The sequence below is a fragment of the Corynebacterium vitaeruminis DSM 20294 genome (assembly GCF_000550805.1).
Taxonomy (GTDB): Bacteria; Actinomycetota; Actinomycetes; order Mycobacteriales; family Mycobacteriaceae; genus Corynebacterium; species Corynebacterium vitaeruminis.
The window spans coordinates 2,050,957-2,075,656 of record NZ_CP004353.1 but is presented as its reverse complement, the minus strand read 5'-3'; the positions used below and the strand labels follow the sequence as shown (position 1 = coordinate 2,075,656).

The 24,700-nt window shown below is 67.9% G+C and carries 21 protein-coding genes, 1 other RNA gene and 1 pseudogene; 14 read left to right on the top strand and 9 right to left on the bottom strand.

Annotation, left to right across the window (positions count from 1 at the left end):
* Positions 1 to 29 precede the first annotated feature (29 nt).
* Together B843_RS09430 and B843_RS09425 are read right to left on the bottom strand one after the other, a co-directional pair.
* Positions 30 to 524: a low molecular weight protein-tyrosine-phosphatase gene (locus tag B843_RS09430; protein ID WP_280512667.1), complete on the bottom strand. Its 495-nt coding sequence runs from the start codon at positions 522 to 524 to the stop codon at positions 30 to 32.
* Positions 502 to 1,158, bottom strand: coding sequence for an HAD hydrolase-like protein (locus tag B843_RS09425; RefSeq protein WP_038595439.1), 657 nt, complete (start codon positions 1,156 to 1,158; stop codon positions 502 to 504). The genes B843_RS09430 and B843_RS09425 overlap by 23 nt, the downstream gene beginning before the upstream one ends.
* 61 nt (positions 1,159 to 1,219) lie before the next feature.
* Here B843_RS09425 and cobC point away from each other — a divergent pair, with 61 nt between their 5' ends.
* The 6 genes from cobC to B843_RS09400 all read left to right on the top strand — a co-directional run bounded on the left by cobC (position 1,220) and on the right by B843_RS09400 (position 7,341).
* Positions 1,220 to 2,245, top strand: coding sequence for an Rv2231c family pyridoxal phosphate-dependent protein CobC (gene cobC, locus B843_RS09420; RefSeq protein WP_025253265.1), 1,026 nt, complete (start codon positions 1,220 to 1,222; stop codon positions 2,243 to 2,245).
* Between the two features lie 53 nt (positions 2,246 to 2,298).
* Entirely contained in the window at positions 2,299 to 3,432 is a 1,134-nt protein-coding gene (locus B843_RS09415) for a Nif3-like dinuclear metal center hexameric protein (protein ID WP_038596105.1), read from the top strand.
* Between the two features lie 101 nt (positions 3,433 to 3,533).
* Complete coding sequence (locus tag B843_RS09410; protein WP_025253263.1) at positions 3,534 to 4,244, top strand: zinc ribbon domain-containing protein; 711 nt, start codon at positions 3,534 to 3,536, stop codon at positions 4,242 to 4,244.
* Between the two features lie 6 nt (positions 4,245 to 4,250).
* Positions 4,251 to 5,408, top strand: coding sequence for a bifunctional RNase H/acid phosphatase (locus B843_RS09405; RefSeq protein ID WP_038595437.1), 1,158 nt, complete (start codon positions 4,251 to 4,253; stop codon positions 5,406 to 5,408).
* Between the two features lie 51 nt (positions 5,409 to 5,459).
* Positions 5,460 to 5,867, top strand: an RNA gene (gene rnpB / locus B843_RS13360) — RNase P RNA component class A.
* Positions 5,868 to 5,934: 67 nt separating this feature from the next.
* On the top strand, positions 5,935 to 7,341 hold the full coding sequence (locus B843_RS09400; RefSeq protein ID WP_025253261.1) for an RNB domain-containing ribonuclease: 1,407 nt from the start codon (positions 5,935 to 5,937) through the stop codon (positions 7,339 to 7,341).
* On the opposite strand, the gene B843_RS09395 is transcribed toward B843_RS09400, so the two are convergent.
* Positions 7,338 to 8,561: a galactokinase family protein gene (locus B843_RS09395; RefSeq protein WP_025253260.1), complete on the bottom strand. Its 1,224-nt coding sequence runs from the start codon at positions 8,559 to 8,561 to the stop codon at positions 7,338 to 7,340. The two genes, B843_RS09400 and B843_RS09395, sit on opposite strands and share 4 nt — an antisense overlap.
* A 187-nt stretch (positions 8,562 to 8,748) precedes the next feature.
* Here B843_RS09395 and B843_RS09390 point away from each other — a divergent pair, with 187 nt between their 5' ends.
* Positions 8,749 to 8,946 (top strand): hypothetical protein, encoded by a 198-nt coding sequence (locus tag B843_RS09390; protein ID WP_025253259.1) that lies wholly within the window; start codon positions 8,749 to 8,751, stop codon positions 8,944 to 8,946.
* A 26-nt stretch (positions 8,947 to 8,972) separates the two neighbouring features.
* Here B843_RS09390 and B843_RS09385 read toward each other — a convergent pair whose 3' ends face one another.
* Together B843_RS09385 and B843_RS09380 are read right to left on the bottom strand one after the other, a co-directional pair.
* Entirely contained in the window at positions 8,973 to 10,664 is a 1,692-nt protein-coding gene (locus B843_RS09385) for a CYTH and CHAD domain-containing protein (protein WP_025253258.1), read from the bottom strand.
* 42 nt (positions 10,665 to 10,706) lie between these two features.
* Positions 10,707 to 11,897: a hypothetical protein gene (locus tag B843_RS09380; protein WP_025253257.1), complete on the bottom strand. Its 1,191-nt coding sequence runs from the start codon at positions 11,895 to 11,897 to the stop codon at positions 10,707 to 10,709.
* Between the two features lie 184 nt (positions 11,898 to 12,081).
* On the opposite strand from B843_RS09380, the gene glnA reads away from it, so the two are divergent.
* The 3 genes from glnA to B843_RS09365 all read left to right on the top strand — a co-directional run bounded on the left by glnA (position 12,082) and on the right by B843_RS09365 (position 16,946).
* The gene (glnA, locus tag B843_RS09375) at positions 12,082 to 13,422 is read left to right on the top strand and encodes a type I glutamate--ammonia ligase (RefSeq protein ID WP_025253256.1); all 1,341 of its coding nucleotides are present in this window, start codon (positions 12,082 to 12,084) and stop codon (positions 13,420 to 13,422) included.
* 67 nt (positions 13,423 to 13,489) lie between these two features.
* On the top strand, positions 13,490 to 16,600 hold the full coding sequence (locus tag B843_RS09370) for a bifunctional [glutamine synthetase] adenylyltransferase/[glutamine synthetase]-adenylyl-L-tyrosine phosphorylase (RefSeq protein ID WP_025253255.1): 3,111 nt from the start codon (positions 13,490 to 13,492) through the stop codon (positions 16,598 to 16,600).
* A 58-nt stretch (positions 16,601 to 16,658) separates the two neighbouring features.
* Positions 16,659 to 16,946 (top strand): hypothetical protein, encoded by a 288-nt coding sequence (locus tag B843_RS09365; protein ID WP_155895136.1) that lies wholly within the window; start codon positions 16,659 to 16,661, stop codon positions 16,944 to 16,946.
* Here B843_RS09365 and B843_RS09360 read toward each other — a convergent pair.
* Positions 16,927 to 18,180, bottom strand: coding sequence for an MFS transporter (locus B843_RS09360; protein WP_025253253.1), 1,254 nt, complete (start codon positions 18,178 to 18,180; stop codon positions 16,927 to 16,929). The genes B843_RS09365 and B843_RS09360 overlap by 20 nt on opposite strands.
* 159 nt (positions 18,181 to 18,339) lie before the next feature.
* On the opposite strand from B843_RS09360, the gene thrC reads away from it, so the two are divergent.
* The 3 genes from thrC (at position 18,340) to B843_RS09350 (ending at position 20,501) form a co-directional block, all read left to right on the top strand.
* Positions 18,340 to 19,767: a threonine synthase gene (gene thrC / locus B843_RS09355; RefSeq protein ID WP_025253252.1), complete on the top strand. Its 1,428-nt coding sequence runs from the start codon at positions 18,340 to 18,342 to the stop codon at positions 19,765 to 19,767.
* Positions 19,768 to 19,833: 66 nt separating this feature from the next.
* A complete protein-coding gene (locus B843_RS14205; protein ID WP_269319750.1) occupies positions 19,834 to 19,965 on the top strand; it encodes a hypothetical protein in 132 nt (43 codons plus the stop codon).
* Positions 19,965 to 20,501 (top strand): NUDIX hydrolase, encoded by a 537-nt coding sequence (locus tag B843_RS09350; protein WP_025253251.1) that lies wholly within the window; start codon positions 19,965 to 19,967, stop codon positions 20,499 to 20,501. The genes B843_RS14205 and B843_RS09350 overlap by 1 nt, the downstream gene beginning before the upstream one ends.
* 8 nt (positions 20,502 to 20,509) lie before the next feature.
* Here the strand turns inward: B843_RS09350 and B843_RS09345 are convergent, their stop codons facing one another.
* The 3 genes and pseudogenes from B843_RS09345 to B843_RS09335 all read right to left on the bottom strand — a co-directional run.
* A complete protein-coding gene (locus tag B843_RS09345) occupies positions 20,510 to 21,697 on the bottom strand; it encodes an MFS transporter (RefSeq protein WP_051483577.1) in 1,188 nt (395 codons plus the stop codon).
* Positions 21,698 to 21,771: 74 nt separating this feature from the next.
* Positions 21,772 to 22,410, bottom strand: a complete 639-nt coding sequence (locus B843_RS09340; protein WP_244877319.1) for a GntR family transcriptional regulator — start codon at positions 22,408 to 22,410, stop codon at positions 21,772 to 21,774.
* 178 nt (positions 22,411 to 22,588) lie between these two features.
* Positions 22,589 to 22,960, bottom strand: a pseudogene (locus B843_RS09335) (VOC family protein); the annotation flags it as partial.
* Between the two features lie 240 nt (positions 22,961 to 23,200).
* Here B843_RS09335 and B843_RS09330 point away from each other — a divergent pair.
* Positions 23,201 to 24,547 carry a Na+/H+ antiporter family protein gene (locus tag B843_RS09330; RefSeq protein WP_025253247.1) on the top strand — a complete coding sequence of 449 codons (1,347 nt, stop codon included), beginning with the start codon at positions 23,201 to 23,203 and terminating at the stop codon, positions 24,545 to 24,547.
* Positions 24,548 to 24,700 lie beyond the last annotated feature (153 nt).

Here is a 24,700-nt window from a genome sequence, read left to right as displayed (position 1 = left end):
TCAAAAAACAGGGGGTAGATGGCGGGGCGCTAGGCCTCAATCTGGGTGCGGATCCAGGAAAGGATCCCGGGGATCGCGTGCTCGATCTGGGTGCGGGCCAGCGTGAAGTCCTCGGCGCTGCCGTAGTAGGGGTCCTCCACGTCGAGGTCCGCGCCCGCCGCGGGGTCGAAGCTGCGCAAGAGCCGGATGCGCTCGCGGGGAACCCCGAAGCGCACGAGGTCGCTGACGTGGCCGGAGTCCATCGCGATGAGCAGGTCGGCGGCCTCGTTGGCCTCATCGATCTGGGAGGCGCGGTGGGCCGAGCCGTCGTAGCCGGCGCTGGCCAGCTCGCGCAGGGCGCGCTTGTCGGCCTTCTGGCCCACGTGCCAGCCGCCCATGCCGCAGGAGTCCACGAGCACCTCGGTCTCGAGGTGGGCCTCTATGAGCGCGGCGTTCAAGATGACGTCGCCCATGGGGGAGCGGCAGATGTTTCCGGTGCACACGAACGAGATGTGCAGCCGCTCATCGGAGGTTGGCAAAGCCACGAACAACCCTTTCCAAATCGTTGAAGTCGCGGGCGAAGTAGTCCGCAGCATCCCATTCTTCCCTCGTACCGTGCCCCCAGCCAACTAGCGCGGTGGGGATGCCGAACTGGGAGGCCCCGTCGGTGTCGTGGGAGCGGTCGCCGATCATGAGGATGTTGTCCCGCATGGGGTCGAGGTCCTGGGTCTCCAGCACGTACTCGATAACCTCCGCCTTGGTCTTGCGGGCGCCGTCGTCGCTGGCCGCGCCGAGGAAGTCGAAGTAGGGGCGCACCCCGAGGTGCTCGACCATGGTGCTCGCGTGCGAGATGGACTTGCTCGTCGCCGTGCACAGCGTGAGCCCGTCCTCCTTCCAGCGCGCCAGCCCCTGCGCCCAGCCGGGGAAGAGGCTGGAGTTCGACCAGCCCGTGGCGGTGTAGTGGCGGCGGAAGGTGGCCAGCGCGGTGTCGAGCACGTCGCCGCGCATGCCGTAGCCCTGGAACGTCACCTCGAGCGGCGGGCCGGGCAGCCGGGCGAGCATCTCCTCGGTGGGCATGGGCCAGTCGATCTCCGCGAGTGTCTTCTCCAGAGTGTCGCGGATCCCCGGGAAGGAGTCGATGAGCGTTCCGTCAACGTCGATAAGCAAAACCGAAGCCATGCTGTCCAGTCTCCCACGAAAGGCGCGGCGGGCGCACGCGGCGGGGATAGAATGGCTAGCCGTGACTAGAAGAATCCACGGTGACGAGGACGCGCGCGGGGCACGCATCGACTTCGCCGTCAACGTCATCGACGATCGCCCTCCCGCGTTCATCCTGGACGCGCTCACCGCTCGACTCGGCGACCTCGCCGCCTACCCGGACGCGCGCGAGCAGGCCGAGGTGGAGGCGCTCATCGCCAGCCATCACGGCGTGCCTTCCTCGTCCGTCATGCTGGTGGCTGGCGCCGCAGAGGGATTCGCGCTGCTTCCTTCGCTTGGCTTGTCGACGCCTACGGTCATCCACCCCGGGTTCAGCGAGCCCGAGGTCATCTTCGACGAACGCGGCCTCGACGTGCGGCGACAGGTGCTCGCGCCGCCGTTTAACCGGCTGCGCCCCCTCGACCGCGACTCCGACGCCGTGGTCATCGGCAACCCCACCAACCCCACCGGCGTGGTGTGGGACCCCCGGGAACTGCGCGAGTGGGCGGGAGCTCGGTGGCTCGTCATCGACGAGGCCTTCCTCGACATGGCGGGCGACGAGTCCGCGCACACGGCGATGCCGCAGGTGGCCGCGGGCGACGAGCGGCTCGTGGTGCTGCGCAGCCTCACCAAGACGTGGTCGATCGCGGGGCTGCGCGTGGGCTACGTCGTGGCCGCCCCCGGCGTCATCGCGAAGCTGCGGAAAGGCCGCAGTCACTGGCCGATGGGGACGCTGCAGCTGCATGCCGCCCGCGCGGTGTTCACCCGTGGCCTTTCCGCGCTGCCGGGGATCGTGGCGGAGGTGGGCGCGCGCCGGGAAAGGATGCGCGAGCTGCTTTTTGCCGCCGGGTTCGAGGAGGCCAGCGCCTCCCGGGCGCCGTACCTGCTGGTTCGGCCCCACTTTAGGGGCGCTGACGCCGAGACGATCCGCCGCGGGCTGCTCGAGCGCGGCATCGCCGTGCGTCGCTGCGACACCTTCCCGGGGCTGGGCACCGACTACTGGCGGCTGGCGGTGCGCTCGGAGGCCGAGGTGGCCGAATTGCTCCGGGCGATCGGCGAGCTTGTCTAAGATGTGGGCAGCATAACGTGCAGGAGAAAGGTGAAGACGTGGCGGAGAACAATGTGGTAACCGTGGGCACGGTGCGCGAGGTCATGGACCGTGCCTACCCGCCGTACCTCGCGGAGAGCTGGGACGCCGTGGGGCTGGTCTGCGGCGATCCGGATCAGCAGGTGACCAAGGTGGTGCTCGCGCTCGACTGCACGCAGGCCGTCGCCGAGGCCGCCGTCGCGGCGGGCGCAGACATGCTCATCGTGCACCACCCGCTGCTCCTGCGCGGGGTGACCTCGGTCGCCGCCGACACGCCCAAGGGCAAGGTCGTCCACACGCTCATCCGCGGCGGCGTGGCCCTCTTCGCCGCTCACACCAACGCCGACTCCGCCCGCCCCGGCGTCAACGACAAGCTCGCCGAGCTGGTGGGCATCACCCCGGGCCGCCCCATCGCACCCAAGCCGCAGGGCCTGGACAAGTGGGGTGTGCAGGTGCCAGCCAGCGCGGTCGACGAGGTCAAGGAGGCCGTCTTCGCAGCCGGCGCGGGCAGCCTAGGGGAGTACTCCGAGTGCAGCTTCGACATCGCGGGCACCGGCCAGTTTCGCCCGGGCGTTGCTGCGAACCCGGCGATCGGCACGCGCGGGGCGCTGGAGAGGCTCGAGGAGGTCCGCGTGGAATTCGTGGCCGCCAGGGGGCGTCGACAAGCGATCGCGCAAGCGCTGGAAACCGCGCACCCCTATGAGACCCCGGCCTACGATGTGGTGGCGATGGGCAACGACGAGGACCTGGACGCCGCCTACGGCCTGGGGCGCGTGGGCGAACTGCCGGAGCCGATGGCCTTCCGCGACTTCGTGCAGCAGGTGGCCAACGCCCTGCCGGAGACCGCCTGGGGCGTGCGCGCCGCCGGCGACCCCGACGCGCTCGTGCGCACCATCGCCGTCTCCTCCGGCTCGGGCGACAGCTTCCTCGACGCCGCGCGCGGGCTGGGCGTGGACGTCTACGTGACCTCCGACCTGCGCCACCACCCCGTCGACGAGTCGCTGCGCGCGGGCGGGCCGTTCATCGTCGACACCGCGCACTGGGCCAGCGAATACCCGTGGACGCAGCAGGCCGCCGAGCTGCTCCGCGGCGCCCTGCCTGGCGTCGAGGTGGAGGTCCTAGGCATCCGCACCGACCCGTGGACCATCTCCGCGCACCCGAGGCGTTAGGAAAATCCCCCGCGCGGGGAGTAGCATGTGGTTTTTCGTGCGCACCACCGTGCGCGCAGCCGCGAGAACTCAACACACCCTTATCTAGATTGGAACCGACCATGAAGCTTTCCATCGACGAGCAAAAGACCCTGCTGGAGCTGGCCACCACCCTGCGCAATGGTGAGGCGGCCCCCGCGGCGGGCAGCAAGGCCCAGCAGGAGCTCGACGCGGCGAAGAAGGAGCACGCCCGCCTGGTGGAGGCCTCCGGTTCCGCCCAGCTCGCCGTGGACGACATGGAGCTGGAGATCCTGCGCATCCAGGAGGACGAACGCAAACTGCGCCGCCGCGCCGCCGACGACAAGGTGCAGCTGGGCGCGGCCAGCGACATCGAGCAGCGCCGTGACCTCGAGCACGACCTGTACGCCGCCAAGTCCCGCATCGCCGACCTCATGAGCGAGCTGCAGGAGGCCCACAACGAGATCCACGCCCTGCGCAACAACGCCGACCTGTGCGCGCAGCGCGTCAAGGAAGACCAGAAGAAGATCGAGGCGCTCGAGGCCAAGCTCGCCGAGAACGACTCCGCCGCCACCGCCGCCGACCGCGAGGAGCGCATCGGCGAGCTGCGCGAGGAGCTGCCCGACGAGATCCTCGTGACCTTCGACGAGCGCCGCCTCGAAAACGGCGTCGGCGTGGCCGCCTTCAACGGCCGCTCCTGCGGCGGCTGCTTCATCGTCCTGCCGCCCGCCGACCTCTCCGCGATCCGCCAGGCCGCGCCCGAGGAGATGCCGGAGTGCCCCGAGTGCGGCACCTTCCTGGTGAGGAACGCCTAGTCGAGCATGAGCACCTACGAAGACATCACGATCGAGGCCGACGGCGGCTCCCGCGGCAACCCGGGCGCGGCCGGTTCCGGCACCGTGCTTCTCGACGGCCAAGGCGCGATCATCGACACCCTGGCGTACGTGGTCGGGAAGGCCACGAACAACGTCGCCGAGTACCACGCCCTGCTCAACGGGCTCAACCGCGCCCGCGAGCTGGGCGCGCGCCGGGTGAGCGTGCGGATGGACTCGAAGCTCGTCATCGAGCAGATGTCGGGCCGCTGGAAGATCAAGCACCCCGACATGCGCGAGCTGGCGCTCAAGTGCCGCGACGTGGCCCAGGGCTTCGACTCCGTGACGTATACCTGGGTGCCGCGCAAGGAGAACTCGCGCGCCGACGAGCTGGCCAACAAGGCCATGGACGCCCTGCAGAAGGGGGCGAAGGTGGGCTTCCTCGAGTCGGCGCCATCCGTTCCGACTGAGCCGACCCAGGCGGCTTCGGAGGAGACTTCGAAGGAGGCCGAGAAGCCCGCCACCAGCTGGAACGGCGCGGTCACCCAGGCCACCCGGTTCATCCTGCTTCGCCACGGCCAGACCCCTATGTCGGCCGCGCGCCAGTACTCCGGCCTGTCCGACCCGGCGCTGTCCGAGCTGGGCGAGGAGCAGGCCAAGCTCGCCGCAGCGCGGCTCGGGCGCATCGGCGGCATCGACGCCGTGGTCGCCTCCCCGCTCGAGCGCGCCCAGCAGACCGCGTGGGCCGCGGCCGACGAGCTGGGGCTAAGCGTCGAGACAATCGACGGGCTCATCGAGATGAGCTTCGGCGACTGGGACGGGCTCACGTTCTCCCAGGCGCACGACGCCGACCCCGAGCTGCACACCGCGTGGCTGACGGACACCTCGGTCACCCCGCCCAACGGCGAGTCCCTCCAGCACGCCTTCCGCCGCGTCCGCGGCACCCTCGACGAGCTGCGCACGCGCTACGAGGGCAAGACGGTGCTCGTGGTCAGCCACGTCACCCCGATCAAGGCGATCCTGAGGGTCGCGCTCGACGCGCCGGTGGGCGTCTACCACCGGCTGCACCTGGACCTGGCGTCGCTGTCGATCGCGGAGTTCTACTCCGACGGGCCCACCTGCGTCCGCCTCATCAACGACACCTCGCACCTCGACGCCCTAGACTAGCCCGCGCATTGTCGCCGACACCTGGGGATGGAGTAAGGTGTAGGACGCGAATGAGCCGCCTAGACGATCGCGGCGGGGTGCATCGACGCTTACGCGTGCCGGCACCCCGACGAGGAAAGTCCGGACTCCGAAGAGCACGGTGGTTGCTAACGGCAACCCGGGGCAACCCGCGGGACAGTGCAACAGAAAGTAGACCGCCAGGGAGACCTGGTAAGGGTGAAACGGTGCGGTAAGAGCGCACCAGCGCGCTGGGTGACCAGCGCGGCTATGTAAACCCCATCGGGAGCAAGGCAAGAAGCCCGCGCGGTGCGCGGGCACGCGGATGATTGAGGGCTGCTCGCCCGAGTCCGTGGGTAGCTGCTTGAGGCGGCCAGCGATGGTTCGTCCAGATGGATGATCGTCGCTTTCCCGGGTCCACCCGGGAAAGTACAGAATCCGGCTTACAGGGTGGCTCATTCGCCCTTATTTCTTTTTCAGGTGGCGTGTGCCGCGCCGCCGGTGGGCGGCTGTGGAAAGATGAGCAAGCATGAAGCTCTACGCCGCCACTCTCGATTTCCACGCCATCGCCGACGAATACGGGGTCTCCGTCGCCTTCCCCGAGGCCGTCGAGCGCGAGGCGGGGCGCCTAGTCGATCGCTTCGCGGGGCAGCGCGTCGACAAGCGTGATATCGAGCTGGTCACGATCGATCCCGTGGGCTCGATGGATCTGGACCAGGCGCTGTGCATCGAGAAGCGCGAGGGCGGCTACCGCGTCTACTACGCCATCGCCGACGTCGCCGCCTACGTGACCCCCGACTCCGAGGTGGGGCGGGAGTCGCTCAAGCGTGGCCAGACCATCTACCTGCCCGACGAGCCCGCCCGCCTGCACCCGACGGCGCTCAGCGAGGACGCGGCCAGCCTGCTTCCCGACGTCGACCGTGCCGCAGTCCTCTGGTCGATCGACCTCGACGAGGCCGCCGAGGTCACCGGCGTGACCTGCGAGCGCTGTATCGTTCACTCCCGCGCCCGCCTCGACTACGAGGGCGTGCAGCGCGACATGGACGCGGGCACCGCGCACCCCTCCATCGAGCACCTCGCGGCCGTCGGCGAGCTGCGCGAGAAGTCCGCGCTGCGCCGCAACGCCATCAACCTGCGCACCCCGAGCCAGACGCTCGCCCGCGACGAGCAGCACGAGATCACCCTCGAGCTCGAGCCGCGGCTGAAGTCCATGGACTACAACTCCGAGATCTCGCTGCTCGCGGGCATGTGCGCGGGCGAGATGATGGCCAAGGCCGGCGCCGGGCTCCTGCGCACGCTCGCGCCCGCCGACGACGCCGCGCTGGCGAAGTTCCGCAAGGTGGCCACGGCCCTCGAGTTCGACGTGCCGGACTTCCTCGACGAGCACGGCGCCGCCGAGCTCCTGGCTATCGTCGACGCCGACTCGCCGCGCGGCATGGCCCTCATGCGCGAGGCCCAGAAGCTCCTGCGCGGGGCGGGCTACCAGAAGCTGGGCGGGGAGGAGCCGGTGGTGCACGCTGGCGTGGGCGGCTACTACGCGCACGTCACCGCGCCGCTGCGCCGGCTGGCCGACCGCTACGCCACCGAGTTCTGCCTGGCGCTGTGCGCTGGCACCGAGGTGCCGCAGTGGGCCGCCGAGGGGCTGGATCAGGTGATCGAGGCGATGGGCTCCAGCTCGCAGCTGGCCTCCACCGTCGACCGCGCCTGCCTGGATCTCACCGAGGCCGTGGTGCTCGAGCCGTGGACCGGGAGCAACTTCCAGGCCGTGGTGCTGGAGTCCAACGAGGAGCGCGGCGCCGCGCGGCTGTTTATCGAGCAACCGCCGGTCATGGGCAACTGCGTGGGCGCGCCGCCGATCGGCACGGGCGCGGTGGTGACCTTGGTCAAGGCCGACCGGGAGACCCGTACGGTCTCCTTCGCCTGGCCTGCCGACTAACAGGCCGGCTGGCCGTCGACAAGCTCGATGACGGTGAAACCGTCCCCGCTCAGGTCGGCGGCGAAGTTCTCCGCGTGCGAGCCGTCGACGAGCGCGATGACCGCGGTGCTCGTGCCAGCCTCGGCGCTGCGGGCGCTCAGCGCGCCGCGGGCGAGGCACAGTTGCGCGACGGTGAAGTCGACGTCCGTGAGCTGCAGCAGGTCCGCGAGGTGCGACTGCGAGCGCGCGAGCACCGGGTAGAGCTCGCCCAACCTGCGCGAACGGATCGCGGCGGTGACGGCCTTGGCGTCGGCGGTCTCCTTGTCCATGAACTGCAGCCACAGGCTCGCCTCCTCGACGAGCGGCACGCCCTCGGGGCCGAGGACGTCGTGGACGGCGCGCAGCCAGTCGATCACGCGGGTGGAGGCGTCGGGCAGGAGCTGCAGGTTCTCCGCACCGAACGCGTGGGCGGCCTGGTCGATGAAACCGTTGCGGCGGGCCACCTCCTCGACCCGCGCCGTACCCCGCGGCGGGACGACGGCGAGCGCCACCGTGCCCGCGGCGGGTCCCACGGGGTTGGTGGCCTGGGTGATGGAGCCGTCCGAGTAGTCGATGACGTTCATCGCATCAGAGTGGCCGCGCAGCGCCGCGGTGTAGCGGGCGCGTACCTCCGGGGCGGGGGAGAACGCCTGCGACGACTGGAAGCAGACCTCCGCGAGCTTGGTCTTCACCGGCGCGGAGGTGAGGTCCTCGAGGTGGGAAGCGAAGGCCAGCGCGGCCGCCACGTCGAGGGCGACGGTCGCGCCGAGCCCAGCGCTGGCCGGGATGTCGTTGACCATGGTGACGTCGAAGCCCGCGGTCTCCCGGGAGAGCATCTGGCGGTGCATCATCGTGTGGACGAGCCCCGCGATTCGCTCGGCCGTGGAGCGCGCGGTGGCCTCCTCCGCGTTGGGGGCAACTGCCTCGCAGGTGGACTCGCGCTCGACGAGCTCGCCGGAGGGCTCCTCGCGGTAGATCTCCCGCACGACGAAGGTGCGATCCGCCCGCGGGGTGACCGCCACGGTGCAACGGATGTCCGCCAGCGCCATGAGCACGACGCCGCCGCTGTGGTCGGTGTGCTCGCCGATGAGCGACCACGTCGCGGGCGCGGAGCACACGGCCTTCGCCTCGCCGAAGCGTGCCTCGTGCGCCTTAAGTGCGCGGGCCGCAGCGTCTACCTCGGAGTGGGGCCACATCGGCATGAAAATCCCTCGAAATTCGCTTCAATCGTCTTTGGTTGGCGTATCCACTCTACTGGCTTCGCCCGCCGCCCCGGCAATTGGTTTCGCTTATCGACGCCAAGGCGCCCGCCCCAATCCACGGCGGGAACGCCCGCGGCATTGCTAGTCTGGGGGAACATCCACCCACATCAATAGAGGGGAGAACACCATGGACGACCAGGACCTCAAGTGGTTCTACAACCAGGCCACCGGGCAGGTGGAGCAGGGGAAGGTCTCGAGCTTCGAGAACCGCATGGGCCCCTATGACACCCGCGAGGAGGCGGCGCACGCCCTCGACATCGCCAAGGCCCGCAATGCCGCGGCCGACGCCAAGGACGAGGCCGACGACGACTGGGGCAAGAACTAGCCCCCGTTTCGCCTAGCCGCCCGGCTCTACTTCTTGGAGAGCTTGGCGGCCTTCTTCATGAGCGCCTTGTACGAGGAGGCAACCTTCTCGTAGGACTCGTCGTACTTCTCCAGCGCCTCCAGCCCGAGCTGGTGCTCGATGTTGTAGACCACGCCGTAGCCGAAGGTGTCCTCGCCCGCGCGGCGCGAGGACTCCGCGAAGTGCAGGAGCTTATCGCGGGAGGTGACCGCGTCCTGGAAGTCGCCTAGGACTTCCTGCATCCACTTGCACGCCTTGTAGATCTTGGCCGTGTCTAGGCTGGTCGCGTCGCCGACGGCCTCGGCCGAGTAGCGCAGCTTTTTCGCCGCCTTGCGGATGTCGTGGACGCGCTCCTCCTTCTGATGCAGCGTGAGCTCCGGGTCAATCCAGCCCGCCTTGGCGAAGTCGTGGCGGCGCTTGAGCTTCTTGAATGCCGTCTCGACGTGGGTGAGCAGGATCTCCTCCGGGGTGAGGTGCTTGTGCTCCTCCTTTGCTCCTGCCTCCTCCGCGGCCTCCGGCTGGTCCGCCAGGGCCTCCGGCTCGGCTGCCTGCGCTTCCTCTTGGACTTCCTCCGGAAGCTCCTCGGCAAGCGGCGGGTTGGCCAGCACCTCGTCAAGGTCGTCGAGCAGCTGGATGTACTGCGGGTTGTCGAGGGTCTTGACCACGCGGCGGTGGGCCAGCTCGTACTGGCGCTTCATGTCGTTGTGGAGGTGGTTCTTCGTCTGCTCGTCGAGCACCTCTGCCTCGTCGAGCTCGAGGAGCTTCTCGAATCGCTCCGCGATGACCTCCGCGTCGCGGGCCTGGCCGAGGATTCCGGCCAGCTGCTTGAGGTGATCCTCCAGCGCCATGTATTTCTCGCCGACGAGGATTCCCTCGAAGGTCTGCATGTGGCTGCGCAGCTCGCGGGTGGCCACGCGCATCTGGTGGACCGAGTCGAACTCATCGCGGCGGACCTTGGGGTCGTATTCGATGAGCTTGTCGCGGTTGCGCTTGAGCGCCTGCAGCACGGCGAAGGCGGGGGAGTCCTCGTCGAGCTGCGCCACGGCGAACCCCGGTGCGGCGTTCTGGCTGGACTCGCCGAGCGCCATGACGAGCTTCGACGGGCTCGTGGACACGACGGCGCCGGCCTGGGTGAGTAAACCGATAGCCGAGCGCATGAGCGGCTCCGCCAAGCCGGTTTCCTGCGCGTGAGCGGTGGCCTCGATCTCCCACTCGCGCCAGTGCTGCTCGGTGCCCTCCGGCAGGTACGACCAAGAGGAGACGTGGTCGTCGCAGAACTCGGCCACCGGCTCATCGTCGATGCCGTAGGCGATGACCTCGTGGCGCTCGTTATCTACTCGCGCGATGGGCTTGAGCGGGCGGTTGCGCACGAGCACGCGGATCACGCTCATGAGCTCCTCGGGGACCGTGTCCTCCTCCGGGCTGAGCTCCGGGTTCAGGGGGTGCTGGAGCTCGATGCGGCCGTTAACTCCCGGAAGTTTGATGTGCCAGCCCGCATCCTTGCCGCCGGTTCTCCGGCGGAGGGCAATCTTTGCCTGGGACAGGCGGAGGTCGTCGGTGTCGTAGTACACGGCAGACAGGTGGTGAACCACAGCCGGGTCCGTGCGCACCACGTACTCCGCCGCCCCCAAAGGGGGCAAAACGGTGTCCTGGTCGACCGCGAACTTAACCTCTACCTCGATTTGCTTCTTAATTCCCATAACACTGTTTTAGCAGCAAAAATGCTATTCGGGACACCAGCGTTAGGAGGCCTCTGGTCCATACCCCGGTGTGCTGGGAGTATGCCGTCTCAGCTGCATTTCCTTGAGGAAACTCACCCCCGAATTGATGCCCCAACTCATTCCGCGCTCGAAGGAGCTCTCGCAGCCCAGGTGGGTTATTTGGGCGGAGTTGGGCTGGCGGCCTGCTTTCACTGTGGGAAGGTCGGCGGTGGACGAATGCAGGCGCAAGGTGGTGCCCAGCCCCTCGTAGAAGCCCCGGGCCAGCTCCCGCTTGTTGAGGCCATTCTCGCCCGCGTAGGATCCGAGCCGCTTATCTTCCGAGCGCATGTGCGCGCTCAGGCGTACGGCGGCGCGCCGGAAACCCTCGACGCACTCGAACTGCCCCGTGACGTGAACAATGCCGGACTCGTCAACCAGAGAAATGGTTACCTCGAAGCCGGTGGCGAGGGCCGCGAAGGCTCGGAATTTCTGCCGAAGCCAGGGCGGGTCAACATACACGCGGGTGGCGGCGGGACCGGAGGCCTCGCCGGTGACCTTTCGGATGCGCTGGAGGGCGACCTCGTCCTCCAAGAGCACGGCCTTCTCGGTACAGGCAGCCGACTCCGCGGCGTAGGGTGTGGCGGACGCCCGTTCGCGCAGTGCACGGATCCGTCGCATGAGCGCCACGACGACTGGGGTGGCATCGGTGGGCAGGACGTGCGTGACCGCGGGCAGCCAGTTGAGCGCGCGACCGGCACTGGCGGCTTCCTCGAGGAGCTCGGCGGCGCGTTCGCAGGCCTCGATCTCCTGCCACGGGCTGCGTGTGCGACCGGGGCGGGCATCTACCCAGCAGAGAAAGGTGGAGTACTCGAGGTCGTCGTTATAACGGAGGCGATCTGCTACGTCGTCGGCCACGGCGAAGATCGCCTCGCGGGCGAGCGGCGAGAGCAGATGGGCCAGGTCCTGCGGGGTCCAGTTGTTAAGCGCGTAAGAGGCAATGGCATCGACGAGGCGATGCCTGGCGCGCCGCCGCCACGAGGCGACCTCCGGCTCTTTCTCGGTGAGGACCTCGAGACGGGGTCGGCGCGCAGCCCGCCGCGAAGCCAGCGGCAGGAAGCGATCGAGCTGCGTGCCTGGGTACAGGTGGGGGAGGAAGCCGTAGGGGGTCGTCTCCGGCGGGACGGGGACGTCGGTGGGAATGTGGCTGGTGCGGGAAGCGGCGGTGGCCAGCATGGAGGGTGCCCTTTCTGGAATTTACGAATATTTGTTCGAATTGACTCGAGTTCATCATGCTGGTGCGACACGACCACCCCCGCGGGGGTGAGGGGTCCGGGATGGTGAATGAAAGTCCCTGTATGTGGGCGAAATATCGGGAAGTGGTGTCCCAAGGTCGGGCGGGAAAAGTATCGTTGGGTGCATGGAATCACAGATGGATTACGTCCTGCGCACCGTCGAGGAGCGCGACATTCGCTTCGTTCGCCTTTGGTTTACGGATATCCTCGGGTATCTGAAATCGGTGTCGGTCGCGCCCGCGGAGCTGGAGTCCGCCTTCGAAGAGGGCATCGGCTTCGACGGCTCCGCCATCGAGGGCTTCTCCCGCATCTCCGAGTCGGACACCATCGCGCTGCCCGATCCGTCCACCTTCCAGCTGCTGCCTTTCGACGACGATGACTCGCGGATGAAGACGGCGAGGATGTTCTGCGACATCAGCAACCCGGACGGACAGCCCTTCTACTCCGACCCGCGCCAGGTGCTGCGCCGCCAGGTGCAAAAGGCCGCGGACGAGGGATTCTCCTGCATGGTCTCCCCGGAGATCGAGTTCTACCTGGTCAAGTCGCTGAAAACCGACGGCCAGCCGCCCCAGCCCACCGACAACGGCGGCTACTTCGACCAGGCCAGCCACAACGACGCCCCGAAGTTCCGCCGCTCCGCGATGCTCGCGCTGGAGGACATGGGAATCCCGGTGGAGTTTTCCCACCACGAGACCGCCCCGGGCCAGCAGGAGATCGACCTGCGTCACGCGGACGCGCTCACCATGGCGGACAACATCATGACCTTCCGCTACCTTATGAAGCAGGTCGCGCTCAACAACGGGGTCGGCGCCACCTTCATGCCCAAGCCGTTCCGCGAGCACGCGGGCTCGGCGATGCACACCCACATGTCCCTGTTTGAGGGCGACATCAACGCCTTCCACGACCCGGACGACGAGTTCAGCCTTTCTAAGACGGCCAAGCAGTTCATCGCTGGCATCCTCGCACACGCCAACGAGTTCTCCGCCATCACCAACCAGTGGACCAACTCCTACAAGCGCATCCTGTTCGGCAATGAGGCCCCCACCGCGGCCACCTGGGGCGCGTCCAACCGCTCGGCGCTCGTGCGCGTTCCCACCTACCGCATGGCCAAGGCGGATTCCCGCCGCGTCGAGGTGCGCTCGCCCGACTCCGCCTGCAACCCGTATCTCGCCGAGGCGGTCCTGCTCGGCGCCGGCCTGCGCGGCATCCGCGAGGGCTACGAGCTCCCCGAGCCCGCCGAAGAGGATCTCGCCCTGCTCACCCGACGCGAGCGCCAGGTGATGGGCTACGTCGACCTGCCCACCAGCTTGGACCAGGCCCTGCGCGAGATGGAAAAGTCCGAGTTCGTCGCCGACATCCTAGGCGAGCACGTCTTCGAGTTCTTCCTCCGCAACAAGTGGCGCGAGTGGCACGACTACCAGCAGCAGATCACCCCGTGGGAGCTGGAGACCATCCTCGAGTACTAGCCCTCGCCTCCGCATCGACCGTTGACGCACGCCGCAACCGACTGACATAGAAGAAGAGTTCTTCCACATGCTGCACCCACGCACGACCCGCAACGCACTTCCCACCCTCGCCGGCCTCAACCTGCGCGGACCAAATGCCGCAAAGGATTTGGAGTGGCTCGGTTGGATGAACGAATCCTCCGTCGATCTGCTGTGGGCGCTCACGGGAGCGGCCGACGCCGACCTGGCTCTCAACAACCTCGTTCGCCTCATGCTGGCGCTCGACCGAGACGCGGGCGGGCACGGGGAAGTGGATGCGCAGCTGCGCAGCGACCTCGCCTTCCGCGTGCGGCTTATCTCCCTGCTCGGCGCCTCCTCGGTGCTCGGCGACCACCTCGTGGCCAACCCGCTCGAGTGGAAGCTGCTCACCCTCAACCTTCCCACCCTCGGCGAGATGCTCCAGGAGCTCCTGGGCGCGGTGCAGGCGGTGCCCGCGGCGATCGAGGTCGCCCCGGAGGAGGCCGGACCGGTCCAGGACCCCGACACCGCAAGCCCCAGGCTCGACACCGTGGGCACCTACCGGGCGGGCATCGGGGGAGCGGAGGCGGAGTCCATCCTGCGCCGCGTCTACCGCAGCCTGCTCATGCGCGTCGCCGCCATCGACCTGGCTGGCACCTACCCGGCCAACGACAAGCGCGAGGGCCAGCCCGAGGTGCCGTTTACCACGGTCACTCACACGCTGGCCGACCTCGCCGACGCCGCGCTGACCGCCTCGCTCGCCGTCGCGGTGCGCAACACCTTCGGCGACGACCCGGTCGACGCGCGCCTGGCCGTCGTGGCCATGGGCAAGTGCGGCGCACGCGAGCTCAACTACATCTCCGACGTGGACGTCATCTTCGTGGCGGAGCCCGCGAGCGCGAACGCCACCCACCTGGCCTCGGACTTCATCCGCATCGGCTGCCGCTGCTTCTTCGAGGTCGACGCGGCGCTTAGGCCGGAGGGCAAGCACGGAGCGCTCGTGCGCACCATCGAGTCCCACATCACCTATTACAAGCGCTGGGCGGACACCTGGGAGTTCCAGGCCATGCTCAAGGGCCGTCCGATGACGGGTGCCATGGCGCTGGGCAAGGAATACCGCGCGCAGCTCGAACCGATGGTGTGGACGGCCAGCCAGCGCGATTCCTTCGTCGACGACGTCCAGGCGATGCGCCGCCGCGTCCTCGAGAACGTGCCCAAGGCGCTCAAGCAGCGCGAGCTTAAGCTCGGCGAGGGAGGCCTGCGCGACGTGGAGTTCGCGGTCCAGCTCCTGCAGCTGGTCCACGGGCGCTCGGACGAGTCGCTGCGCACGCTGGCCACGGTCGACGCGCTCGGCGCGCTGGTCGACGGCGGCTACGTCGGCCGCGAGGACGGCCGCGCGCTCATCGACTCCTACGCTTTCCTCCGCCTGCTCGAGCACCGCCTCCAGCTGCAAAAGGTCAAGCGCACGCACACCCTCCCCGCCGACAACGACGAGAAGAACATGCGCTGGCTCGCCCACGCCGCGGGCTTTAGGGGAGACGGCCGCCGCACCTCCATCGAGGTGCTCGCGGAGAACCTGCGCAAGGTCCGCTACCAGATCTCCAACCTGCACAATCAGCTGTTCTACCGGCCGCTGCTCAACTCCGTGGTGTCCATGTCCGTGGACACGATCAAGCTCTCGCCGGAGGCCGCGAAGCTGCAGCTGCAGGCGCTCGGCTACAAATTCCCGGATCGCGCCTTTGAGCACCTGACCGCGCTGGCCGCGGGCGGATCCCGCAAGGCCAAGATCCAGGAGATGCTGCTGCCCACCCTCATGGAGTGGCTGGCCAACACCGCCGATCCCGACGCTGGCCTGCTCAATTACCGCAAGCTTTCCGACGCTGCGCGGGACCGGACCTGGTTCCTACGGATGCTGCGCGACGAGGGGATCGTCGGCAGGCGGCTCATGCGCATCCTCGGCAACTCGCCGTACACCGCCGACCTCATCATCTCCTCCCCGGACTCGGTCAAGCTGCTCGGCGACGGCGCGCACGGCCCGAAGCTCCTGGAAACCCCCTACGACCAGGCCTGCACGTCGCTGGTCAAGGCCGCGGGCCGCCACGACGAGCCGGAGAAGGCCATCAACGTGGCCCGTTCGATGCGGCGGGCGGAGCTCTCGCGCATCGCCTCGGCCGACATCCTGGGCCTGCTCAGCGTCCACGACGTGTGCCTGAGCCTGTCGTACGTGTGGGACGCCGTGCTCGAGGCCGCCCTCAACGCCGAGATCGCCGAGTCACTGCGGGACAAAGACACCCCGCAGCCGGCGAAGATCACGGTCATCGGCATGGGCCGTCTCGGTGGCGCGGAGCTGGGCTACGGCTCGGACGCCGACGTCATGTTCGTCTGCGAGCCCGCCGAGGGTATTGAGGAAAATGAGGCCGTGCGCTGGGCCATCGAGGTCTGCGACCGCATGCGCACCCGGCTGTCCAAGCCCACCGGCGACCCGCCGCTCGAGGTGGACCTGGGGCTGCGCCCGGAGGGGCGCTCCGGCGCGGTGGTGCGCACGCTCGAGTCCTACGACCAGTACTACGAGCGCTGGGGCGAGGCTTGGGAGATCCAGGCGCTGCTGCGCGCGACGTGGATCGCAGGCGACCCGGACCTGGGCGAGCGCTTCCTTAGGATGATCGACAAGTACCGCTACCCGGCGGGCGGGATCGACGACAAGACCATCCGCGAGGTCCGCCGCATGAAGGCCCGCGTGGACAACGAGCGCCTGCCCCGCGGCGCCGACCGCAACACTCACACCAAGCTCGGCCGCGGCGCGCTGTCGGACATCGAGTGGACCGTGCAGCTGCTGACCATGATGCACGCCCACGAGTACCCGGGGCTGCACAACACCTCGACGATCGAGACCCTCCACGTCATCCGCGAGGAGGGGATCATCCCCGCCGAGCAGGTGGACATCCTGGAGGAGGCGTGGAACACCGCGACGAAGGCGCGCAACGCCATCGTGCTTGTGCGCGGCAAGCGCATGGATCAGATCCCGCAGCAGGGCCAGCAGCTGGCGGCCGTCGCGGGTGCTGCGGGCTGGGATCCGCAGGAGTACCAGGAGTTCCTCGAGCACTACCTCAAGGTGACCAGGCGCGCGCGCCAGGTCGTCGACGAGGTGTTCTGGGGCGAGACCACCTCCGAGCACGAATAGGGGAGAACTTCAGGGGAATCCCTGATGCCAGGAAAAGGCGTGCTACCTAAGGTGGTAAGTGGCAATAACCCCCACCAACAAGGAGCCCACCATGGCCGTTCACGTCTCGCTCGATCTGGACAACTGCACCTTCGGGCAGCTGCTGGCCTTCGTCGACGCCGTCGAGTCCGCGGGCGCCTCGCGCAGCGCGCGGGGCACGCTCGAGGGATCCACGCTGCACTTCCACATCGCCGATTCCGCCGCGCCCACCCACAAGGGCGAGGAGCCTTCCGGCGTCGACCCGTCCAAGCTGGGCGATCTTGCCATCAGCTCGCTTATCGACGCGCTCAGCGCCAAGCGACGCTAGGCCGCGCGCGGACCTTCGCCCGGCACCAGAGGTAGCCCACCATGCCGAGCGCCCACGTCAGCCCCACCGCGAGCCAGGCCACGCGGAAGTCCGACCAGTCGTAGCCGGCCCCGGGCGCACGCACGTCGAGCACCGCGCCGAGCAGCTGGGCCGCGATCATGATCGCGGTGAACCCGCCCATGTTCGCAAGGCCCGTGGCGGTGGCCAGCACCTTTAGATCCACGGTCTCGCGGATGGTGTCGAAGCCGTAGTTCGCCGCCGGGGTGAGCAGGGAGACTATGACCAGCATGATAAGCAGCGGCCCGACGCCGTAAGGCGAGCCGCTTGCGAAGAAAGCGGCCGTCGACAAGCAAATGGCAAGGGCGCACAGTCCGGCGAAGCCGTCGCGACGCCGACCCAGGCGGGCCGAGATGATGCCGTGCAGCGGACCCGCCGCGACCGAGGCGACGGTGACCGCGGTGAGCACCACGCCGATGGCCGCGCGGTCGAGCCCCATGCCGAGCGTCATCATCGGCACGCCCCACAGGAGGAGGAACACGGTGATCGGCATCATGTTCGTCCAGTGGATGAACACGCCCTGCCAGACCACCGGATCGCGCGTGACCGTGGCCAGCATCGAGCGCACCGACGGGCGAGCCACCGCGCGGCGCTCGACCGGGTAGGGCGCGTCCGCGACGACGAGGCTGGCCAAGATCGCCCACAGCGCGCCGATGGCGCCCAGCCCGATGAACGCCATCTCCCAGCCGAACACGTGCAGGGCGTGGAGGAAGGGGACCGCCGAGAGGAACTGGCCGATCTGGCCAAGCCCGCCGGTGAGCTGGGAGAACAGAGGCGCCTTGCGCACGGGGAACCAGACGGGCAGAAGGCGCATGACGGACAAAAACGCCGTCGCGTCGCCGGCGCCGATGAGCACGCGCGCGCCGATCGCCAGCGGGTAGGACAGCGCCAGGCCTAAGACCAGCTGGCCGATCGCCATCGTCAGCGCGCCGACCAGAAGCAACAGGCGCGGCCCGAAGCGGTCGATGAGCATGCCGACCGGGATCTGGGACAGCGCGTACACGCCCACCTGGACGGAGGTGAACACGGCAAGGCGCGAGGCGTCGATGTGAAAACGCGCGATGGCGTCCACGCCCGCGACGCCGAAGGACGTACGCCCGGTGATCGCGATGACGTAGACGGTGCAGGCGGCGGCCCACACGACGACGGCGCGCGCCGACAGCTTCTGGCTCGACATGAGATGTTCCCTTCCCTCACCGCCGCCGGGGTCGCGGCGGGGATGGACCTATCCTATCGCCCGCGGTCGCCCCCGAAGCCCACACGCTCCCGGCTCGGGCGTGCCGATTTAGGGGCGAGAATGTCGAATCGTGCCCACCGACGCGCTAGGGTAGTTCTCGTGCACTTCATTTCAACGCGTGACCAGAACAAGACCCCCGCCCGCTTCACGGACATCCTGCTCGGAGGCCTTGCGCCCGACGGCGGCCTCTACCTGCCGGAGTCCTACCCCCACATCGATGACGCGACGCTCACGCGCTTCCGCGAGGTGCTCGAGAAGCAGGGGTACCACGCGTTGGCGGCGGAAGTGCTTAAGCTCTTCGTCGACGATATCCCCGCCGAGGACATCGAGGGGATCACCGCGCGCGCCTACACCACGCCGAAGTTCTCCGACGAGCAGATCGTGCCGGTGACCAAGCTGGAGGACGGCATCTACCTGGGCCACGTCTCGCTCGGCCCCACGGCCGCCTTCAAGGACATGGCGATGCAGCTGCTCGGCGAGCTGTTCGAGTACGAGCTGGGCCGCCGCGGCGAAACCCTCAACATCCTGGGCGCGACCTCGGGCGATACCGGCTCGTCCGCCGAGTACGCCATGCGCGGGCGCACGGGTATCAAGGTCTTCATGCTCACCCCGGCGGGCCGCATGACCCCCTTCCAGCAGGCGCAGATGTTCGGCCTCGACGACCCGAACATCTTCAACATCGCCCTCGACGGCGTCTTCGACGACTGCCAGGACGTGGTCAAGGCCGTCTCCGCCGACGCCGAGTTCAAGAAGAACAACCACATTGGCGCGGTCAACTCGATCAACTGGGCACGCCTTATGGCCCAGATCGTCTACTACATCTCCTCCTACCTGCGCGTGACCTCCTCCAACGACGAGCAGGTCAGCTTCTCCGTGCCCACCGGCAACTTCGGCGACGTGTGCGCGGGCCACATCGCCAAGCAGATGGGCCTGCCCATCGACCGCCTCATCGTGGCCACCAACGAAAACGACGTCCTCGATGAGTTCTTCCGCACCGGCGACTACCGCGTGCGCAGTTCCGCGGACACCTTCGAGACCTCCTCGCCGTCGATGGACATCTCGCGCGCGTCCAACTTCGAGCGCTTCGTCTTCGATCTCCTCGGCCGCGACGCCTCCCGCATCGCCGACTTGTTCGGCACGCAGGTCAAGCAGGGCGGTTTTTCGCTTTCCGACGACCCGGCCTTCGGTGACGCAGCCACGAAGTACGGGTTCCTCTCGGGCAAGTCCACCCACGCCGACCGCATCGAGACCATCCGCGACTGCAACGCGCGCCTGGGCGTGCTCATCGACCCGCACACCGCCGACGGCGTGAAGGTCGCGCGCCAGTGGGTGGGCGAGATCGACACCCCGATCGTGGTGCTCGAGACCGCGCTGCCGGTCAAGTTCGCCGACACCATCAAGGAGGCCACCGGCTTAGAGCCCGAGACCCCGGCCCGCTTCGCCGCCATCATGGAGGCCGAGCGCCACGTCGCCGACCTGCCGAACGACGCCGAGGTCGTGAAGAAGTTCATCACCGACCGCGTCTAGCCGCCACCGACTCGCCGGGCGCTAGAGTGGGAGGGCGTAAACACCACTTCCAAAGGAGCGTAAGTCATGGCCCAGGAGCAGTTCGCCGGACCGGAGTACTTCACCGAGTTCGACCCCAAGGCGTTCGCCGAGAAGATCAAGGCGGATGCGGCTAAGGCCGCAGCCGAGGCGGCGGAAGACAAGGAGCAGCAGGACTAGTGGCGACCCCAGACTTCATCCTGAGCCTGCGCGAGAAGATCGGCCACGAGCAGCTGTGGCTGCCTGGGGTGACGGCGATCATCATCCAGGACGTGCCCGCGGGTGCCCCGATCACCGAGGTGCCCAAGGTGCTCCTGGTCCGCCGCGCCGACAATGGGGAGTGGACCCCGGTCACCGGCATCGTCGACCCCGGCGAGGAGGCGCACGTCGCCGCCGTCCGCGAGGCGAAGGAGGAGACCGGGCTCGACGTCCAGGTCGAGGCCTTGCTCGGCGTGGGCCAGGTCGGCCCCGTCACCTACCCGAATGGCGACGTGAGCAGCTACATGGACACCGCGATCCGCTGCTCGGTCGTGGGGAATGCCACCCCCGGCGCAGGCGATGGGGAAAACACCGAGGCCCGGTGGTTCTCCGTCATGCAGATGCCGCCCATGAAGCCGCGCTTTCGGCTGCTGGTCGGCGACGCCGTCGCCCAGCTGCGCCGGCCCGAAGGCTTCTGCCCTCGTATGGGCTACCAGAAGCGGGATAGGCGTCGATAAGCAACAAGCTAGGCGGGACGCGCGCCGGGCAGGTGGGCGCGCCACGCCGTGATCACGTTGGCCAGGCAGACCAGCGCGAGCACCGTGCCGATCTCGAACAGGTGCGTGAAATTGACCACCTTCGACAGCGCGGAGAAGGCCATCGGGATGAAAAATCCCAGGTATGACACCGAGTAGTAGACGGCCGTGAGCCCCGCCAGGTCCTCGTCGCCCGCGATGCGCTGGACCTCCGATAGACCCGCGACGAGTGCGAGCCCGTAGCCCGCGCCCATGGTCGCCGCCGCGAGGATGCCCAGGCCCAGCTGGAGCGTGTGCGAGGCGACCGCGGCGAGTGCTACGCCGACCGCGATGATGCCCATGGCGATCGCCGACGCGCGCGCCGAGCGGTTGGTGTCGATCACCTTGCCCACGATCTGGATGAGCGCGCCGCAGCCGAGCGTGACCACCGTCATGAGCCCGGAGAACGCGATCGGCGCGCTGCCAGCGGAAGAGGACAGCAGCTGGGGGAGCAGCGCGTAGGCGGCGCCGGCGCAGCCGAACACCCACGGCGCGACGGGCACGACCACGCGGAGGAAGCGCCTGTGGGCGGCGGCCGGGACGCGCAGGAGCCCGGCGAGCTCGCCGAGGGTGAGCAGCGAGATGGTGCGCCCGACGGTGCCGCGTTCGGGCTGGCGGGTCTCCGGGGTCTTGCTCAGCCACCAGGCGGTCAGCAGCGTGAGCGTCATGTGCAGCAGGTAGGCGGTGTGCGTGGGCCACGGGCCCCACTGCGCGAGCACGGAGGCAAGCCCTGCGCCGATCAAGAATCCGGCCGTGAGGCACAGGGCGGCGCGGCGGGCGCCCTTGGCGGGATCGCCGCCGGCGCGCGCGGTCAGCTCCGCGACCCACGTCGAGCCGACGGCCATGACCAAGCCCAGCGCCATGCCGCAGAACACGCGCCCCCAGGCGATAACCAGCGGCTCGTTCGGGGCGATGGACAGCAGGAAGGAACCGATGAGCGAGAGGGGTGCCGCGGGAATAAGGGTGGGCTTGCGGCCGATGCGGTCGGACAGCGGCCCGCCGATGAGCAGCGCGGGGATGATGCCGAGCACGTAGGCGCCGAGCAGGCCGTTGACGGTCACCTGCGAGAAGTGGCTGGTCTCGCGGTACATGACCAGCAACGGGGTGAACTCGTTGCCGCCCCACGCGACGGCGACCATGGTCGCGGCCACGGCGAGCCAGGAGCGGGTGGTGTAGGTGGTGGGAGCTGATGGTTTTTGAGCGGTCTGGATGCTCACAGCTGGTTCCTTGAAAGGTTGAGGTGGGTGGTGATTTCGCGGTCGTAGGCGGATCTGTCGCCCCTGGCGAGCGCGTCGATGAGCCGGGCGTGGCTTGAGACGAACTCGCGCGCGGTGGCGATGTTGCGGCGCAGCGCGGTCGCGGTGAAGCGCTGCTGGCGCTCGCGGAGGCTGTGGCCGAGCTGCGCGAGGATCGAGTTGCCGCCGTGGTCCATGATCGTTTGATGGAACTCGGCGTCGAGGCCCGCATAGCCTGCGAGGTCGCCTGCGTCTAATGCTGCATTTTGCTTGTCGACGATGTGCTGAAGCTGGTTGGTCACGTTCCTGCGCGTGGCCTTAGGCTGCTCGCAGAGGAAGGCGGCGGCGTGGCGGTCGATGACAAGGCGTGCCTCGTAGACCTCGCGCACCTCGTCGGCGCTGATGGGGGTGACCACGGCGCCGCGCTTGGGGTAGAGCGTGAGAAAGCCCTCGACCTCGAGGCGCAGGAAGGCCTCGCGGACGGGGGTGCGGCTCATCTCGAGCGCGGCGGCGATCTCGCCCTCGGAGATCATCTCCCCGCCGGGCAGCTGCCCGGAGATGATGCGTGCCTTGACGTGTTCGTAGGCGCGTTCGGCGGCGGGCAATGCATGCAACATGTATCTATCATGCATCTAAGTCGGGGGCCTGCGAAACGGAAAGGCCGGAATGTGAATAATTGGGGTGTGTTTGGTTCGGGTGAGCTAGGCGACAATTGAGCGGGGCGTCAACTGTGACGGGCGAAAAAGAAACGGCAGCCCCAAGCTCGGAGCTGCCGTGATTGTGACGTAGCGGGGGCTATCCGCCGATGTTGAACATCCAGTGGGTGCCGAAGCGGTCGATGAGCGCGCCAAACACGGCGCCCCACGGAGCAGCCTCGAGCTGCTGGGTGATGGTCGCTCCCTCGGCGAGGGCGTCCCAGTACCCGCGGATCTCCTCCTCGGTGGACATGTCGCCGGTCAGCGATAGGGGAGTGCCGCCGTTGCCGTCGATGGGGTACTCGTCGGAGACGTCAGAGGCGAAGAGCAGCTTCTTGCCGTCCTTGCGAAGCTCGGCGTGCATGACGTTGTCCGCCATCTCGGCGGGCATGCCCGGCATCTGGCCGAAGGTCATGGTCTGCACCTCGGCGTCTAAGATCTTTGCGTAGGCCTCGAGCGCCTCGCGGGTCTGGCCGCGGAAGTGGCGGTAGGGGTCAAGTCTGCGTTCATGTCCGCAAAACTACCGGGACTTGCTGGGAGCGGCAAGGGAGTTTCCTGTGAGTTTGATGTGTGAAGTTCATCTCCGTTCACGGCGGGTTTGGGTCGCATCGCCGCGAGGATCGGCAAAAGCGCTGGTCGCGGCGTCAACAGCGGCGGATTTGGCCGGGGGCGATGGGACTTTGTCGATTCACATTCCCGTAAATTATGCAGCATGAATGCTGTGTTGATAGCCGTGCTCGTCATGCTCGTGCTCTCCGTCCTGAGGGTGCACGTGGTGCTCTCGTTGTTCATCGGTGCGCTCGTGGGCGGACTGCTGTCGGGCATCGGCCTCGATGCCACCATGGTGGCCTTCCAGGAGGGGCTATCCGGCGGCGCCAAGATCGCGCTCAGCTATGCGCTCTTGGGCGCCTTCGCCATGGCCGTCGCTAGTTCCGGCCTGCCGACGCTGCTCGCGCGATCGATCATGAAACGCATCGGGCAGGAGTCCGAATCCGCCAACCGCCGCGCCGAGTACGCGACGAAGTGGCTCATGATCGCCGGCCTGCTCGCCATGGCGATCATGTCGCAGAACCTGATCCCCGTGCACATCGCGTTCATTCCGCTCATCATCCCGCCGCTTCTGACGATCATGAACAAGCTGCGCCTCGACCGCCGGCTCGTGGCCTGCGTGCTCACCTTCGGTCTGGTCACCACGTACATGTGGGTGCCGGTCGGCTTCGGTTCGATCTTCCTGAACGAGATCCTGCTGGGGAACATCAACAAGGCGGGCCTGGATACCGCGGGCATCAACATCATGAAGGTTATGGCCATCCCGGCGCTCGGCATGGTCGCGGGCCTGCTCATCGCGGTGTTCTTCTCCTACCGCAAGCGTCGCGACTACGACGACATCGTCATCTCCGACCACAACAACGAGGTCATCTCCAAGTACAAGATCTGGGTGGCCGTGGTCGCGATCGTGGTGACCTTCGTCGTCCAGGTGTTCATGCAGGCGAAGGAGACCGACGCCGACCCGCTGCTCATCGGCGCGCTCGCAGGACTTGCCGTGTTCATCCTCACCGGCGCCGTCAACTGGCACGAGGCCGACGACGTGTTCAGCTCCGGTATGCGGATGATGGCGCTGATCGGCTTCATCATGATCACAGCGCAGGGTTTCGCGTCCGTCATGACCGCAACCGGCGAGGTTGAAACGCTTGTCGACGCTAGCGCCCAGATGTTCGGATCCAACAAGGCCGCCGGTGCCGCCGCGATGCTCATCGTGGGCCTCGTGGTGACCATGGGCATCGGCTCGAGCTTCTCGACGCTCCCGATCATCACCACCATCTACGTGCCCCTTTGCCTAGCCCTGGGCTTTAGCCCGGCGGCCACGGTGGCCATCATCGGCGCCGCGGGCGCGCTCGGCGACGCGGGCTCGCCCGCCTCCGACTCCACGCTGGGCCCCACCTCGGGCCTCAACGCCGACGGCCAACACGACCACATCCGCGACTCGGTGATCCCGACCTTCCTCCACTACAACCTGCCGCTTCTGGTATCGGGCTGGATCGCGGCGATGGTGCTCTAGCACATCGGTGGACGGTGTGCACGGCGGGCGCTAGAAAGGCGCCGATTTCTGTGGATAACGTTTCATGGGGTGGGTTTATCCACAGGAATCGGGGTGTTTGGGTCTTGGGGGTTGCCGGGTGTTCGGTGGGTTGTTAGGTTTCGGGGCATGAAT

Excerpts from the sequence above, each read along its gene's own strand:
- B843_RS09425 (WP_038595439.1), bottom strand. The coding sequence starts at position 1,158 with ATGGCTTCGGTTTTGCTTATCGACGTTGACGGAACGCTCATCGACTCC.
- B843_RS09410 (WP_025253263.1), top strand. The coding sequence starts at position 3,534 with ATGAAGCTTTCCATCGACGAGCAAAAGACCCTGCTGGAGCTGGCCACC.
- B843_RS09405 (WP_038595437.1), top strand. The coding sequence starts at position 4,251 with ATGAGCACCTACGAAGACATCACGATCGAGGCCGACGGCGGCTCCCGC.
- B843_RS09400 (WP_025253261.1), top strand. The coding sequence starts at position 5,935 with ATGAAGCTCTACGCCGCCACTCTCGATTTCCACGCCATCGCCGACGAA.
- B843_RS09395 (WP_025253260.1), bottom strand. The coding sequence starts at position 8,561 with ATGCCGATGTGGCCCCACTCCGAGGTAGACGCTGCGGCCCGCGCACTT.
- B843_RS09390 (WP_025253259.1), top strand. The coding sequence starts at position 8,749 with ATGGACGACCAGGACCTCAAGTGGTTCTACAACCAGGCCACCGGGCAG.
- B843_RS09385 (WP_025253258.1), bottom strand. The coding sequence starts at position 10,664 with ATGGGAATTAAGAAGCAAATCGAGGTAGAGGTTAAGTTCGCGGTCGAC.
- B843_RS09380 (WP_025253257.1), bottom strand. The coding sequence starts at position 11,897 with ATGCTGGCCACCGCCGCTTCCCGCACCAGCCACATTCCCACCGACGTC.
- glnA (WP_025253256.1), top strand. The coding sequence starts at position 12,082 with ATGGAATCACAGATGGATTACGTCCTGCGCACCGTCGAGGAGCGCGAC.
- B843_RS09370 (WP_025253255.1), top strand. The coding sequence starts at position 13,490 with ATGCTGCACCCACGCACGACCCGCAACGCACTTCCCACCCTCGCCGGC.
- B843_RS09360 (WP_025253253.1), bottom strand. The coding sequence starts at position 18,180 with ATGTCGAGCCAGAAGCTGTCGGCGCGCGCCGTCGTCGTGTGGGCCGCC.
- B843_RS14205 (WP_269319750.1), top strand. The coding sequence starts at position 19,834 with ATGGCCCAGGAGCAGTTCGCCGGACCGGAGTACTTCACCGAGTTCGAC.
- B843_RS09345 (WP_051483577.1), bottom strand. The coding sequence starts at position 21,697 with ATGGTCGCCGTCGCGTGGGGCGGCAACGAGTTCACCCCGTTGCTGGTC.
- B843_RS09340 (WP_244877319.1), bottom strand. The coding sequence starts at position 22,410 with ATGTTGCATGCATTGCCCGCCGCCGAACGCGCCTACGAACACGTCAAG.
- B843_RS09330 (WP_025253247.1), top strand. The coding sequence starts at position 23,201 with ATGAATGCTGTGTTGATAGCCGTGCTCGTCATGCTCGTGCTCTCCGTC.